This window comes from Streptomyces sp. HNM0574, from assembly GCF_012726235.1.
In the GTDB taxonomy this organism is placed as follows: domain Bacteria; phylum Actinomycetota; class Actinomycetes; order Streptomycetales; family Streptomycetaceae; genus Streptomyces.
In genome coordinates this window covers 22,324-36,960 of the sequence record NZ_JAASAH010000011.1, presented here as the reverse complement: position 1 = coordinate 36,960, position 14,637 = coordinate 22,324, and the positions used below count along the sequence as shown (strand labels likewise).

General features: G+C 72.9%; 11 protein-coding genes. 6 read left to right on the top strand and 5 right to left on the bottom strand.

The features are described from left to right. The first annotated feature begins 11 nt into the window (after nt 1-11). Complete coding sequence (locus HCC30_RS19005; protein WP_169443801.1) at nt 12-1,589, top strand: PTS ascorbate transporter subunit IIC; 1,578 nt, start codon at nt 12-14, stop codon at nt 1,587-1,589. Nucleotides 1,590-1,631: 42 nt separating this feature from the next. On the opposite strand, the gene HCC30_RS19000 is transcribed toward HCC30_RS19005, so the two are convergent. The 5 genes from HCC30_RS19000 to HCC30_RS18980 form a co-directional block, all read right to left on the bottom strand. After that, nucleotides 1,632-4,517, bottom strand: coding sequence for an NHLP bacteriocin export ABC transporter permease/ATPase subunit (locus tag HCC30_RS19000; RefSeq protein ID WP_169443800.1), 2,886 nt, complete (start codon nt 4,515-4,517; stop codon nt 1,632-1,634). A gap of 1 nt (nt 4,518) precedes the next feature. Beyond that, nucleotides 4,519-6,645 carry an NHLP family bacteriocin export ABC transporter peptidase/permease/ATPase subunit gene (locus tag HCC30_RS18995; protein WP_346776707.1) on the bottom strand — a complete coding sequence of 709 codons (2,127 nt, stop codon included), beginning with the start codon at nt 6,643-6,645 and terminating at the stop codon, nt 4,519-4,521. Between the two features lie 227 nt (nt 6,646-6,872). After that, entirely contained in the window at nt 6,873-7,679 is an 807-nt protein-coding gene (locus HCC30_RS18990; protein WP_169443798.1) for an HlyD family efflux transporter periplasmic adaptor subunit, read from the bottom strand. Nucleotides 7,680-7,843: 164 nt separating this feature from the next. Then, a complete protein-coding gene (locus HCC30_RS18985; protein WP_169443797.1) occupies nt 7,844-8,038 on the bottom strand; it encodes a type A2 lantipeptide in 195 nt (64 codons plus the stop codon). A 929-nt stretch (nt 8,039-8,967) separates the two neighbouring features. Continuing rightward, a complete protein-coding gene (locus HCC30_RS18980) occupies nt 8,968-10,638 on the bottom strand; it encodes a BCCT family transporter (protein WP_206324034.1) in 1,671 nt (556 codons plus the stop codon). 487 nt (nt 10,639-11,125) lie between these two features. On the opposite strand from HCC30_RS18980, the gene HCC30_RS18975 reads away from it, so the two are divergent. From HCC30_RS18975 to aac(6'), 5 genes are all read left to right on the top strand, one after another. Next, nucleotides 11,126-11,578: a DUF6314 family protein gene (locus HCC30_RS18975; protein WP_169443796.1), complete on the top strand. Its 453-nt coding sequence runs from the start codon at nt 11,126-11,128 to the stop codon at nt 11,576-11,578. Nucleotides 11,579-11,775: 197 nt separating this feature from the next. Further along, complete coding sequence (locus HCC30_RS18970; protein ID WP_169443795.1) at nt 11,776-12,297, top strand: EF-hand domain-containing protein; 522 nt, start codon at nt 11,776-11,778, stop codon at nt 12,295-12,297. Between the two features lie 163 nt (nt 12,298-12,460). Next, on the top strand, nt 12,461-12,952 hold the full coding sequence (locus HCC30_RS18965) for a DUF5709 domain-containing protein (protein WP_169443794.1): 492 nt from the start codon (nt 12,461-12,463) through the stop codon (nt 12,950-12,952). A gap of 72 nt (nt 12,953-13,024) precedes the next feature. Further along, the gene (locus HCC30_RS18960; RefSeq protein WP_169443793.1) at nt 13,025-14,056 is read left to right on the top strand and encodes a glutathione S-transferase C-terminal domain-containing protein; all 1,032 of its coding nucleotides are present in this window, start codon (nt 13,025-13,027) and stop codon (nt 14,054-14,056) included. Nucleotides 14,057-14,113: 57 nt separating this feature from the next. Next, on the top strand, nt 14,114-14,587 hold the full coding sequence (gene aac(6'), locus HCC30_RS18955; protein WP_169443792.1) for an aminoglycoside 6'-N-acetyltransferase: 474 nt from the start codon (nt 14,114-14,116) through the stop codon (nt 14,585-14,587). The last annotated feature ends 50 nt before the right edge of the window (nt 14,588-14,637 follow it).

The window sequence follows — 14,637 nt, the reverse complement described above, 5'->3', positions numbered from 1 at the left end:
AACCGCACACCATGGGCTGGCTCGTCTCCCTCGCCGAGTTCCTCGTCAACGAGATCCTCAGCGAACCCGCTTACCTCATCGGCATCATCACCGCCGTCGGTCTCATCGCGCTGCGGAAGACCACGGGACAGATCGTCGGCGGGGCCATCAAGGCCACACTCGGCTTCCTGCTCATCAACGCGGGCGCCGGTCTCGTCGTCGGGGCGCTCGCGCCGCTCGGCGAGATGATCCAGGGCTCGACCGGCGCGCACGGCGTCATCCCCACCAACGAGGCCATCGTCGGCATCGCGCAGGAGCAGTTCGGCGCCCGCGTCGCCTGGCTGATGATCACCGGCTTCGTGCTGAGCCTGCTGCTGGCCCGCTTCACGCCCCTGCGGTACGTCTTCCTGACGGGGCACCACATGCTGTTCATGGCCACGCTGCTGACGATGGTGCTGGCCATCGCCGGGCAGTCCTCGGTCGTGGTGGTGCTCGTGGGCGGTGCGCTGCTGGCTGTCATGCTCGTGTCGATGCCCGCATTCACGCACCCCTGGACGAAGCGGGTGACCGGCAACAACACCGTCGCCATCGGGCACTTCGGCGCCGCCGGGTACATCACCGCCGGCGCGGCCGGGCAGTTGGTGGGACGCCGCAGCCGCAGCACCGAGGACATGAAGCTGCCCGAGGGGCTGCGCTTCCTGCGTGACTCGATGGTGGCCACCGCGCTGTCGATGGTGCTCATCTACCTCGTGATGGCGGTGCTGTTCCTGGTCAAGGAGGGCCGGGCGGCGGCCTTCGAGGCGTTCGCCGTCGAGGGCGGCACGGCGGCCACCGGCGTGGGCAACTACCTGATGAGTTCCCTGATGCAGGGCCTCCAGTTCGGCATCGCGGTCGCCGTGATCCTGTTCGGGGTGCGGACGATCCTCGGTGAACTGGTGCCCGCGTTCCAGGGCATCGCCGCGAAGATCGTCCCCGGTGCCGTGCCCTCGCTGGACGCGCCGATCGTCTTCCCGTACGCGCAGAACGCGGTGCTCATCGGCTTCATCGCCAGCTTCACCGGCGGGCTGCTCAGCCTCGCGCTGCTCTCCACCGTGCTCGGCCCCGCCTTCGGCCTCGCCCTCGTCCTGCCGGGCCTGGTGCCGCACTTCTTCACCGGCGGCGCGGCGGGCGTGTACGGCAACGCGACGGGGGGCCGGCGCGGCGCGGCCGTCGGCGCGTTCCTCAACGGGGTGCTGATCACGATCCTGCCCGCGCTGCTGCTGAAGGTGCTGGGCGCGTTCGGGGAGGAGAACACCACCTTCGGCGACGCCGACTTCGGCTGGTTCGGCACCGTCATCGGGTACGCGGCGAAGGCGGGGGAGACCGGCGGCGTGGTGCTGATGCTCGCCGTCGGCGCGGTGATCCTGTGCGGCGCGATCGTGATGCAGAAGCGCGTCGTGGACACCGGCTGGGACCCGGGCGCCCGCCGGGACGCGCTGCTCGGGCCGGAGGAGACCGAGGGCCCCGCGCCCGAGGCGGACGGTCCCGGCGGCGCCCCGTCCGCGCGGATCGCGCCCCCGCGCGGCGCCCCCGCACCGCCGCCGCCTCCCGGCCCCGGCGGCGCCGGGTGAACCCGCGCCGCCCTCCCGGCTGTCCCCCGGGAGGGCGGCGCGTCAGCGCATCTGACGGCGGACGAGCTCGTGCAGCTGGCCGCCGGTGTCCGCGAGGAGTTCGGCGGGGGAGCCCTGCTGCACGATCCGGCCCTCGTCCATCACCAGCACCCGGTCCGCGTCCATCACCGTGGACAGCCGGTGCGCGATCACCAGGCGGGTGGCCCGCAGTTCGCGGGTGCTGGCCATGACCACGCGCTGGGTCTCGTTGTCCAGCGCGCTGGTCGCCTCGTCGAAGAAGAGGATGCGCGGGCGGCGGATCAGCGCTTGGGCGATCATCAGCCGCTGCCGCTGGCCGCCGGAGATGGTGGCGCCGCTGTCCGAGAGCATGGTGTGCATGCCCATCGGCATCCGCTGGATGTCCTCGGCGAGCCCGGCCATCCGGGCCGCCTCCCACGCCTCCTCCTGCGAGTACATCTCGGCCCCGCAGATCGCGTCCAGGATCGAGCCGGTGAACGGCTGCGCGTTCTGCAGCACCACGCCGCACTGCCGGCGCACGGCCGCCTGGTCCAGGGCCGACAGGTCCTGCCCGTCGTAGAGCACGCCGCCCGTCGCCGGGGGGTCGAAGCCGATCAGCAGCCGCAGCAGCGTCGACTTGCCGCAGCCGCTCGCGCCGACCACGGCCACGAATTCGCCGGGCCGCACCTCGAAGGACACCTCGTCCAGCACCAGCGGGCCGTCGTCCGCGTACCGGAAGGACAGCTGCCTGGCCTCGATGCGGCCGGAGAGGGTGCCCGGCTGGGTGCTGCCGCCGCGCACCTCGGTCGGCTCCTCCAGCACCGGCTTGACCTGCTCGAACATCGGCAGCGCCGCGGCGGCCGAGATCAGCGAGCCGGTGAGCTGGGTGACGGAGGTGAGCATCATCGTGACGGCGGTGTTGAAGGTCAGGAACGCGCTCGCCGAGAGCACGCCCCGCGCCGGGCCGGCCACCAGCATGAACATCAGGAGCGAACAGAGCGGCAGATAGACGGCGTTGACCACCGTCGTCAGGTTCTTGATCCGGCCCACCCGCTGCTGGAGCTCCCGGCTGCGCGCGAACTCCCGCGCCCACGCCGCGTACGCGAAGCTCTCCGCGCTCGCGACGCGCAGCTTGGGCAGCCCGCGCAGGGTCTGGAAGGCGCGGTTGTTCAGCGTGTGCGTCAGCTTGATCAGCCGCCGCTGCCAGCGCAGTTGCCACATCCCCATGGCCAGGAACACCGAGGCGATCACCGCCAGCATCCCCAGCGCGGCCAGCGCCAGCGGCACGCTGTGCATCAGCAGCAGCGCCAGGTTCATCGTGCCCACGGTGCCCGCCTGCACGGCGACCGGACCGACCCCGGACAGCAGCCGCCGCATCTGGCTCACGCCCATGGCGGCGCTGGCCAGTTCACCGGTGGAGCGCTCGCCGAAGAACCGGGTCGGCAGCCGCAGCAGCCGGTCCCAGACGGCCGGTTGCAGATTGCTCTCCATCCGGCCCTCCAGGCGCAGGATGGACAGGTTCTGCATCAGCATGAACGAGGCCGAGACGATGCTCGCGACGACCACCGCGAGGGACATCTGCGTGATCAGGCTCGTCTCCGCGTTCGGCACGAACACGCCGAGCACCTGCCCCGTCGCCACCGGCACCAGCGCCCCCAGCGCCACCGCGACCAGCCCGCCGAGGACGAGCCGGCGCGCGTCGGCGCCCGTCCCGTGCAGGCTGAAGCGGAGCAGCCGCAGCGGGCTCATCGGCCGTTCCGGCAGCGGACGGTAGAACATCACCGCGCGCGGCTCGATCCGCGCGGCCTCCGCCTCGTCGACCCGGACCCGCCGTACGCCGTCCGCGGGGACGGCCTCGTACCGGCCGCGCCGCCACAGCAGCGCCACCGGCTCGCCCGTCTCCGTCCGACTGCCCACCAGCGGGCCGCTGTTGTCCCGCCACCACCGGCCCTGGAGCTTGACCACGCGGGTGCGGACGCGGGAGCTGAGCGCGATGCGCTCCACCGGGTTCATCCGCTCGCCCCGGGTGCTGCTGTCCGTCGGCGCGGAGAGGGTGATCCCGGCGGCGCCGGCGACGAGGCGGCACACCGAGAGCGTCGCGTCGTCGCTCGCCAGGCCGCCCGCGCCGGCGGCACCCCGGCCGGAGGTGCCGATGGACGCCAGCAGCGCCTGGTCCGCCTGCGCCCGTACCGCCTCGCCCGCCTCGATACCGGCGGCGGCGCGGTCCTCGTGGGCGCGCTCCAGCCGGTCGATCCAGCGGTCGAGCGCGGACAGCAGCCGGTACTGCTGGTCCACCAGGCGCTGCCAGGTCGCGCCGTCGATCAGGAGATCGGCCGCCGCCTCGGCGCTGTGGTGGGCGCCGTACTGGACGGTGCCCGGCGAGACGTGCATCCACAGGATGCCGTCGTCCGCCGGGTCCTCCTCCTCGGCCGCGCCGCCGTCCTCCGGCACGGGCTGCCCGTCCAGCGGAGCCTGGAACAGCAGCCGCAGACTGCGTCCGACGCCGAGCGCGAACGCGTCCTCCAGGGCGCTCAGTTGGGTGCCGTACGCCTCCTCGCCGTAGCCGTACGCGTTCCCGTAGGCGTCGTACGCGGGGGCCGGGCGGTAGAGCTCGCGGAGCTGGACGCGGCGCAGGGCGCACTCCTGGAGCGGCCTGCCGACGAGGGTGTGCCGGGTGCCCTCGACGGGGCCGAGCAGCAGTGTGCCCGGCTCCAGGCGGCCGAGGAAGTGCCAGTGGCCCTGCTGCTGCGCCTCCACGGCGAACAGGTCCATGGCACCGCCCGTCACCAGCCACAGCACCTGCGGCCCCTCCAGCGGCAGATGGCGCACCCCGGCGCAGTCCACCGGGCCGCCGAGGGAGCCGAGCGCGTCCAGCACCGGCTCCTGCTGCGGGTACTCGTACGCGGGGCCCGTCGTCTCGGGACTCGTCACCTCAGGACTCCTTGACCAGCTCGGCGTAGGCGCCGCCCGCCGCGACGAGCTCCTCGTGACCGCCCCGCTCGACGACGGTGCCGTGATCGAGCACCACGATCTCGTCGCTGTCCCGCACCGTGCTCAGCCGGTGCGCGATGACGACGCAGGCGCAGCCGCGGCGGCGCAGGTTGTCGATGATGACCTGCTCGGTCTCGGCGTCGAGGGCGCTGGTCACCTCGTCCAGGACGAGGATGCTCGGCCTGCGCACCAGGGCGCGGGCGATCTCCAGCCGCTGCCGCTGCCCGCCGGAGAAGTTCCGGCCGTCCTGCTCGACCCGGCTGTGGATGCCGCCGGGCCGCTTGCTGAGCGTGTCCAGGATGCAGGCGTCCCGCAGCGCGGTGACGACGGCCTCGTCCGGGATGGACGGGTCCCACAGCGCGACGTTGTCCCGGACGGTGCCCTCGAAGAGGAACACGTCCTGGTCGACGAAGGAGACCGAGGCGGCCAGCGCGCCCCGGGGGATGTCCTCCAGGCGCTGCCCGTCGATCCGGATGGTGCCCTCCCACGGGCTGTACAGGCCCGAAATCAGGCGCGAGACCGTCGACTTGCCGCTGCCCGAGCCGCCGACCAGCGCGACCTGCTGTCCCGGCCCGACCGTCAGCGAGAAGCCGGTCAGCAGCGGCTTGTCGAGCGGGCTGTAGCCGAACGTGATGTTCTCCAGCGCCACATGGCCGGTCAGCCTGCGGGTGCTGCTCTCCGGCTCGTCGCGGGTGTAGAGCGAGTCGACGGGGAAGTTCTCGACGTCCTTGAGCCGGGCCACGTCGGCCGCGAAGTCCTGGATCCGGCCCGCGACGCTGTTCAGCCGTGTGATCGGCGTCGTGAAGCTGGTGACCAGCGCCTGGAAGGCGACCAGCAGGCCGACGGAGATGTGCCCCTCCACCGCCCGCATGCCGCCGATCAGCAGGATCATCGCGCTGTTCAGCGCCGCCAGCGTGGGCGCGACGACGGCGAGCGCCGCGCTCGGCACGCCCAGCTTCTGCTGGCCCTCCAGGGTGGTGGCGTGCTGCCCGGCCCAGCGGCGGAAGTAGCCGTTCTCGCCGCCGGTGGCCTTCATCGTCTCGATCAGCTGGAGCCCGCTGTAGGAGGTGTTCGTCAGCCGCGCGGTGTCGGCCCGCAGCTTCTGCGTGCCCGTCGCCCGCAGCCGCATCACGATCCGCATGGCGACCACGTTCAGCAGCGCGATCAGCACGCCCACGACGGTCAGTTGGGGATCGTAGGTCCACAGCAGGAACGCGTAGAGCACCACGACGACCGCGTCCACGCAGGCCGCGGCCAGGTCCCTGGCCAGGATCTCGGCGACCGTGTCGTTGGACTGGAGCCGCTGCACCAGATCGGCGGGGGAGCGCTGGGCGAAGAAGGTCACCGGCAGTCTCAGCAGGTGCCGGAAGAACTTCGCGCTGCTCAGCGTCGACGAGATGATCCGGCCGCGCAGCAGGTTGGCCTGCTGGAGCCCGGTCAGCGCCGCCGTCAGCACCACCATCGCCGCCATCGAGGCGAACAGCACGCCCAGCAGCGAGGTCTGGTCGCCGATCAGGAACATGTCGATGTACGTGCGGCTCAGCGCGGGCACCGCCGCGCCGACGGCGACCAGCAGCAGGCTGGCGAGCAGCGCGGTCAGCAGGGTGCCCGTGGTGCCGCGCAGCCGGGTCGGCATGGCGCCGAGGACGCCGGGCTTGCGGCCGCCCCTGCGGAAGCCGTCCTCGGGCTCGAAGGTGAGCACCACGCCGGTGAAGCTGGTGTCGAAGTCCTCCATCGGCACGAAACGGCGGCCCTTGTCGGGGTCGTTGACGTGCACCCCGCGGCGGCCGAAGCGGTGCCCCATGCCGTCGTAGACGACGTAGTGGTTGAACTCCCAGAACAGGATGGCCGGGGCCCGCACCTCGGCCAGCGCGGCGGGCTCCATCTGCATGCCCTTGGCCCGCAGCCCGTAACTCCGCGCCGCCTTCAGCAGGTTGCTCGCGCGCGAGCCGTCGCGGGAGACGCCGCAGGCGATCCGCAGCTCCTCCAGCGGCACGTGCTTGCCGTAGTGCCCGAGCACCATCGCCAGCGAGGCGGCGCCGCACTCGACGGCCTCCATCTGGAGCACGGTGGGGCTGCGCACCGTCTTCCGGCGCCCGCCGCCCTGCCGCGGCTGCGGCGTCCGGCGCGAGGAGCCCCCGCGCCGCCGCCCGCCCCGCGCCGGTTCGGGCCGGTGCCGCCCGCGGCCCACGGGGGGCGGGACGGGCGGGGCCTGCTGCGCGTCGGGCGCCTGCTGCTGCGCGGGGAGGGGCTGAGCCGGTGCCGGGTCGTGCCGCGCCGGGTCGTGCTGCGCCGTCACGGGAGGAGCCAATCGATCGGACGCTGCGGGTCGAGGTGGACCGCGGCGTCGGCCTGCGTCATGGAGCCGATCCGGTACGGCGGCCCGTCCGCCGAGGACCAGGCGTAGCCGGACCTGGTGCCGGAGGAGCGCTTGAGCTCCACGAGGACCGCGACGGGCTTGCCCCGCCGCGAGAACTGCTCGCCGAGCTGGCGGTCGCCCAGGAAGCTGGTGATCTGCTCCCGGGTCTGCGGTGCCGCGCCCACCGCCTTCACCGTGCCGCGCAGCACGCCGTAGCTCTGCGCGGGCACCGACTGCAGGGTCAGGTCGACGGACGACCCGGCCCGCACCGAGGACGCCTGGGCGCCCGGCACGTACACCATGGCGACCAGCGGTTCGCCGCGGCGCTCCACACGTTCGACGGTCGCCACGTCGGTGCCGGTGGTGACCACCGTGCCGATCTTCGCGACCAGGGTGGTGACGCGTCCCGGGGCGACGGCGCGTACGGCGCGGTCGCCGCGCGGGGTCTCGACCCGCAGCAGCGGCTGGCCCTCGCGCACGCTCTGGCCCTCGCGCGCGAGCACCTCGGTCACCTGCCCGGCGACGGGGCTCTGCAACAGGTAACTCCCCTGCGGGTGGGTGAGGACGGCGGGCGCGGTGAGCTTGGACGTCACCGTTCCCGTCACGGCCCACACGCAGGCGGCGACCATGGCCAGGAGCGTCACGCACAGGACCAGACGGCCCTGCGGGCGCGCGTAGCGCACCGGAAGGTCGAGCTCCTCGGGCGACTGCAGCTTGGCGAGCGCCTTCTGACGGAACTGCACGGACTGATCCCTCGGACTGCGTTCGTCTCACGTACCCGCGGGGGCACGGAAGCGCTCGGACGGTACGGGGCGCTGCGGTACAGCGCCCGAGAGCCCCGGAGCCAGGACGGCTCCGGGGCTCAGGGTGGTGCTCCTGGCTACGCGGCCAGGCGGCACTGGTCGGCTCAGAGGCCGGCGAGGCCGGTGACGGCGGAGGTGTCGACGCCGGTCGTCTGCGAGACGGTGCCGGTGACGGAGTCGACGGTGCCGGTGACGGTGCCGAGGGTCTCGCCCACGACGCCACCGACGAGGCCGCCGGACACGGCGTCCAGGTCGGCGTCGGCGATCTCGGCGGTCTCAACCTGCGGAGTGAAGTCCATGATGGGCTCCCCTTCTGTTCAGAGGTTCTGTTCAAAAAACGGCCGGGTCGACAGTAAAGGCGATCCGGTCGTCGAGCGGCAGTCAGGCACCGGAAAACCGGGAACCGTTCTTACAACTCCCGCATCGCGCAAGAGCAAAGCATGAGCACGGGCCGCATGACCAATCGGCCAACTGCCTTACGGGGAAGTATTCCTACACCCGACTCCGGTGATGTGCAGCAGCTCCACGAATTCGTGCCGACGCCTTCACAGCGTCTTCAGCGGTACGCGGCACGAAGCGTTCCGCGAGGGCCGTCCATTGCGGACACTCCCGCCGGAAAAGACCCGCGTACGCACACCTGCGCGAGCGTGCGGAACGCGGTGTGCCGCGCCTGCGCATGCTGTGTGGAGATTCCCTGAACGCGCTGACAGGCCCCGTGACGTGCTGTGCGTACGGGCCCGTCGCCCGTCCGGGGGCCCGGCCCGGCGGCGACGGGAGGCGGAGGCGGAACCCGGGCCGCGCCACCTGGGGAGACGTGCCGCCGGCGAAAGAGGTTGCTCCGGGCACGCTTTCCGGTCCGGGAAAGTGAACAGGGTTCAAATTCCCGTCCGGAATGCCGTGCGGCGCGACAGTGAATGTGTCAAAGGGGGGCTCCGCGGCCCTTCACGGAGAAATCCATCGCGGAGTGCTGCGGGGTGGATACTGCGGGTAATGCGGACCGTGGAAAATCGCGCCAGAATCCGTCCCGGGTCGCGGATGTCCCGTTTTTCATGACCTGGCGCACCAGGAAACCGCGCGGAAACACCGGAAGCCGCCCGCCCCCGGAAGACCTCCGCGAACGATGAATGCGCGGCCCCGGAGCCGGGGGAGCGGGTACGCGAACGGCCCGCCGGACCGGAGTCCGACGGGCCGTTCGACGGGCCGGGTCAGGGGGCCGCGCCCCCGCCCGTCACCGCTCGCGTCCGGGCACCACACCCTGCTCGGCGGCCATCTCCTTGGCCAGGCGCGGCGCCGTCCACAGCGTCGGCAGCATGATGAAGCCGACCGGCACCGCCGTCACGACGATGAACGACTGCAAGGCGGAGATCCCGCCGTCCCCGACCAGGATCAGCACGGCAGCCGCCGCGCCCATCAGCAGCCCCCAGAAGGCGCGCACCAGCGGCGTCGGCTCCCCGGAGCGCGTACCGGCCGCCGAGATGCTGTACGACATCGAGTCGGTGGTCGTCACCACGAAGGTCAGGGTGAGGAACAGCAGCGCCACCGTGATCACCGCGCCGAACGGCAGCCGTTCCGCCACCGAGATCACCGCCGCGTCCATGCCGACCGACTTCAGCGGCCCGGAGATCGACCCCGGGTTCTGCTGCTCCAGGTAGATGCCCGTCCCGCCGAACACGGTGAACCAGAACATGGTGGCCAGCGGCGGGATGACGGCCGTGGAGACCACCAGGTCCCGCAGCGTGCGGCCGCGCGAGATCCGGGCCACGAAGATCGCCATCAGCGGTCCGTAGCCGAGGAACCAGCCGAAGAAGAACACCGTCCAGGAGCCGAGCCACTCGTGGTCGCCCCGGTTGAGCGCGAGCGGCACGAAGTCCCGGACGTACTGGCCGAGTCCGCCGAGGAAGGAGTCCATCACGAAGCCGACGGAGCCCAGCACCAGGAAGACGGCCATCAGCACGACGGCCAGCCAGACGTTGAGCTTGCTGAAGAACTGGATGCCCTTGCCGATGCCGCTGACCACCGACAGCACGGCCACCACCGTGAGCAGCACGATGACGGACAGCTGCACCGGGTAGCCGTTCGGGATGCCGAACACCTGCGACAGCCCGTAGCTGACCTGGAGGCCGAGGAAACCGATCGGGCCGACCGTGCCCGCCACGACGGCGATGATGCAGACGACGTCCACCGCCGAGCCCAGCTTCGAGTCCCGCACGCGCTCGCCCAGCAGCGGGTACAGCAGGGTGCGCGGGCGCAGCGGCATGCCGCGCTCCTCGCCCCGGATCATCACGACGGAGGCGAGCGTGCCCAGCACGGCCCAGGCGAGGAAGCCCCAGTGCGCGAAGCTCTGCGAGAGCGCCGACTCGGCCGCCGCCTGCGAACCGGCCTCCACGCCCTCGTAGAACGGCGGCGTCTGGACGTAGTGCTGCACCGGCTCACCGGCGGCGAAGAAGACGCCGCCGCCCGCGAGCAGGGTGCACATGATCATGGCGATCCACTGGAACCGCCCGTACTCGGGACGCGCACCCGCGCCGCCCAGCCGCACCCGCCCGTACCGGGAGAAGCCCAGCCACAGGGCGACCGCGAAGGTGCCGAGCAGCAGCACCTGCCACAGCGGGCCGAACCAGCGGGCCGCGAAGGAGAAGACGGTGCTCACGACGCTGCCCGTGCCGGACGGGTTGATCAGCGAGGCGACGACGAACGCGACGAGCAGCCCGCCGCTGATGGCGAGCACGGGCAGATCGGTGCGTCTCCCGTCCCGTCGGGACGGGGCTGAGCCGGACGGTCCGTCGGGGTCGGGGGCCCCGCCGTCCGGGTCCTCCCGGTCGTCCTGGCGCCCTTCGCCGTCGGCGGGGGCCGCGGCGCGCGTGGCGTCGTCGGCGGTCCGGGCATGGGGGGTCGGCATGTTGGTCCTTGCTGTGGGATGCATCCGCACTCGGAGGACACACGGGCAAGGACGCGCGCGGTTCCGTACCGGACGCGGCCGGGACGCGGAGGCTGTCTCCTGCGCTCCCTGGGCGGGACGGTGCGCGCGTCCGTCGGGTGTCATGTGCGCTTGTCGCACGGGAGCCTGCTATTCGCCGGAGGCCAGGGTCAAATTTCGCCTCGCTGACCGAAAATGTCCCCCGCGCACGTGGTGTACCCTCCCCGCCCCCACCACGCCCCACGCCCCCCTCCGCCCCGGCACGGCGCCCCGGCAGGCCCGCACCACCCGCCCTAGGCCCCCGCTCCGGGCGCCCCGCACCCCGCCCACGCCACCCCACCGGCGTGACGATCCCCACGCCGCCGGGCCCGCGCACGGGCCGTCGGCACCCGGGCCCGCACGGCCCGTCACCAACTCCCGCCGCCCCGCCCCCTCCAGGCGCACCCCGGCCGGCTGCGAGACTGGCCGCATGCCCGCGCAGCCCCACCCCGTGCCCGACACCCTCGGCTACCTCGCCGGCCGCTGGAGCGTGCGGCGGCGGCTGCGCGACGACGCCTCGGGCGGCGCGGGGCACTTCACCGGGACCGCCGTCTTCCGGCAGCCGGCCGACGGGCGTTGGCTGCACGAGGAGGACGGCGTCCTGGAGTGGAACGGGGTACGCAACGACGCGCGGCGCACCCTCCGCCTCGACGCGCTCCCCGACGGCACCGCCGAGGTCAGCTTCGCCGACGGCCGCCCCTTCCACCGGCTCGACCTGCGCACCGGCACCTGGCACGCCCACCACCCCTGCGGACGCGACCACTACGAGGGCACGTTCACCGTCGTCTCGCCCGCCGAGTGGCACCTGCGCTGGCGGGTGCGCGGCCCCGCGAAGGACCAACTCCTCAGCACCGTCTACCGCCGCGTCCCCACCGGGACCTGAACACCCGCCGCCCGCCGGGCAGTCGGGCCGCGGCGCGCACCGGGCGCGGGCGTGTGCGCCGGTGAGCGCCGGAGCCTGCCGGTGAGATACCTGACAGTGCGCCACCTGCCCGGCCGTTTCCGGTTCCCCCCGGCGCCGTACGTCGTACGCTGCGAAGCGAACGGACCCGACCCGACAGTGAGACGGTGCGCAACGGCATGGACTCCATCGAGTACGAGCGTAAGATCGCCGCCCGGTTCGCCTCCTTCGACCAGGACGGCAACGGCTACATATCCCGCGAGGACTTCACGACGGCGGCCGCCGCCGTCCGCACCGAGTTCGGGGTCACGGCCCGCTCGGAGCAGGGCCAGGCCCTGCTCCTCGGCGCCGAGGCGTTCTGGCAGGGCATGGCCGGAATCGCGGACCACGACGGCGACCAGCGCATCACCAGGGAAGAGTTCGTGGGCAGCGCGGTGAAGCGGCTGCGCGACAACGCGGGACGCTTCGCCGAGATCGCCCGCCCCTTCCTGCACGCCGTGCTGGCCCTCGCGGACAGTGACGGCGACGGCCGCGTCGCCCCCGAGGAGGCGGCCCGCGCCCTCCGCGCGCTGGGCGTACCGGAGGAGGTCGCCGGCGAGGCGGCCCGCGCCCTCGGCACCGACGCCGACGGCCTGATCAGCGAGAGCGGCATCGTCACCGCCTTCGCCGCGTACTTCACCACCCCGGAACCGGACGCCTGATCCCGCCCGGGGCACGGCCCCCGCGGCCCGTCCGCGGGGGCGCCTCCCGGGCCCCGGCTCCCCCGTACGGGGGGCCTGCGATGGCTGGTGTGCCCGCCGGGGCGTGAGGCTGGCTGTCGGACCGCGCGCCGCTCGACGGCCGCACAGCACCCGGGAGGCAACGGTGGATCGCGACGGAGCACGAGGCGACGACGTCTACCAGCCGGACGGGTCGGAGGTGCAGGACGACGAGGGCCTGCTCGAACCCGAGGACACCCTGATCCGCGGCGCGGACCCGTACGACGAGGGGTACTCGCCGCCCGAGCGGCCCTCCCCGGCCGTCCGGTACGGCGTCACGGCGGCCGAGCGGCAGCGCGGCGAGAGCCTCGACGAGCTGCTCGCCGAGGAGGAGCCGGACATCACCGTGCCCGAGGGCGACGGCGTCGGCGACACCTCGGACACCGACGGCGAACCCCTGGACGCGGAGGTCGGCGCCGCCCGAGCCGGCCGCCTCGTCTCGCCCGACGAGGGCACCCACGAGGACGCCGAGGCCACCCTCGTCGCCAGCGACATCGGCGTCGACGGCGCCGCGGCCTCGGCGGAGGAGGCGGCGGTGCACATCGTCGACGAGGACACCTACGAGCCGGCCCCGGACCCTGGCACCGGGGAAACCTGAGCGTTCCTGTGGCGTCCCCCGCCGCACCGGCCTGACAGTGGGGGAGGACCTGCGACGGACAGGAGGCTGCCCATGAGCGGCGACCGCAGCGCGGGCGAGGACGGCAACGCCGAGTACGGCCGGAAGAAGTTCCGGCGCTCCCCGAGCCACTTCGCCGACCGGATCACCGCCGACGGCCGCGACGGCTGGCCCGTCGAGCCGGGCCGCTACCGGCTGGTCGTCAGCCGGGCCTGCCCCTGGGCCAGCCGGGCGCTGGTCTCGCGGCGGCTGCTCGGCCTGGAGGAGGCGCTGCCCGTCGCCGTCGCCGACCCGATCCAGGACAGCCGCAGCTGGCGCTTCACGCTCGACCCCGGCGGGCGCGACCCGGTCCTCGGCATCGGCTTCCTGAGCGAGGCGTACGACGCGCGCGAGACCGGCTATCCCGGCGGGGTGAGCGTCCCGGCCGTCGTCGACGTCCCCAGCGGCCGGCTGGTCACCAACGACTACCGGCAGCTGACCCTGGACCTGGCCACCGAGTGGACGGCCCTGCACCGCCCCGGCGCCCCCGAGCTGTACCCACAGGACCTGCGGGACGAGATGGACGAGGTGATGGACGGCGTCCACCGGGACCTCAACAACGGGGTGTACCGGGCCGGTTTCGCCACCACCCAGGACGAGTACGCGGCCGCCTGCCGGGACGTCTTCCGCCGCCTCGACGCCCTCACCGAGCGGCTGTCCGGGCAGCGCTACCTGATGGGGGAGACGCTCACCGAGGCCGACATCCGGCTGTTCACCACGCTGGTGCGGTTCGACGCCGTCTACCACGGCCACTTCAAGTGCAACCGCGAGAAGCTCGCCGAGAACCCGGTGCTGTGGGCGTACGTCCGGGACCTGTACCAGACCCCCGGCTTCGGGGACACGGTCGACTTCGACCACATCAAGCGGCACTACTACCAGGTGCACACCGGCATCAACCCCACCGCGATCGTCCCCCTGGGCCCGGACCTGTCGTCCTGGCTGACGCCGCACCACCGCGAGCGGCTCGGCGGCAGGCCGTTCGGCGAGGGCACCGCGCCGGGCCCCGTCCCCGAGGCGGAACGCGTCCCGGAGGGCCACCGGCCGTGAGCCGGGGTGCCGGTAAACCCCTTGGGCGCGGCGGCCGCGCGGAACCAGAATGGCCGCATGGAACTCCACGGTGATCAGGTCATCCTGCGTCCGGCGACGGAGGACGACGCCGAAGCCCTCTTCCGGATCGTGCGCGAGCCGTCCGTCGACGCGTGGTGGAGCGTCCCCGAAGACTTCGAGGACACCTTCGTGATCCTCGTCGACGGGCAGCTCGCCGGAGCGGTGCAGTACGCGGAGGAGAACGAGCCCGAGTACCGGCACGCGGGCATCGACATCTTCCTCACCACCGGCCTCCAGGGCCGCGGCATCGGCACCGACGCGGTACGCACCCTCGCCCGCTGGCTGATCGACGAACGCGGCCATCACCGGCTCACCATCGACCCGGCCGCCGACAACGCACCCGCCGTCCGCAGCTACACCAAGGTCGGCTTCCGGCCCGTCGGCGTCCTGCGCCGGTACTGGCGCGACCACCACACGGGGGAGTGGCGCGACGGCCTGCTCATGGACCTCCTCGCCGAGGAGCTGACCTGACCCGCCCCGTACGCCCCTTTTGCCCCGCGCTCCGGAGGTTGCTTCACTGA

Coding starts and splice junctions, on each gene's coding strand:
- HCC30_RS18960 (WP_169443793.1), top strand. CDS start 13,025: ATGAGCGGCGACCGCAGCGCGGGCGAGGACGGCAACGCCGAGTACGGC.
- HCC30_RS18985 (WP_169443797.1), bottom strand. CDS start 8,038: ATGGACTTCACTCCGCAGGTTGAGACCGCCGAGATCGCCGACGCCGAC.
- HCC30_RS18980 (WP_206324034.1), bottom strand. CDS start 10,638: ATGCCGACCCCCCATGCCCGGACCGCCGACGACGCCACGCGCGCCGCG.
- HCC30_RS18970 (WP_169443795.1), top strand. CDS start 11,776: ATGGACTCCATCGAGTACGAGCGTAAGATCGCCGCCCGGTTCGCCTCC.
- HCC30_RS19005 (WP_169443801.1), top strand. CDS start 12: ATGGGCTGGCTCGTCTCCCTCGCCGAGTTCCTCGTCAACGAGATCCTC.
- HCC30_RS18975 (WP_169443796.1), top strand. CDS start 11,126: ATGCCCGCGCAGCCCCACCCCGTGCCCGACACCCTCGGCTACCTCGCC.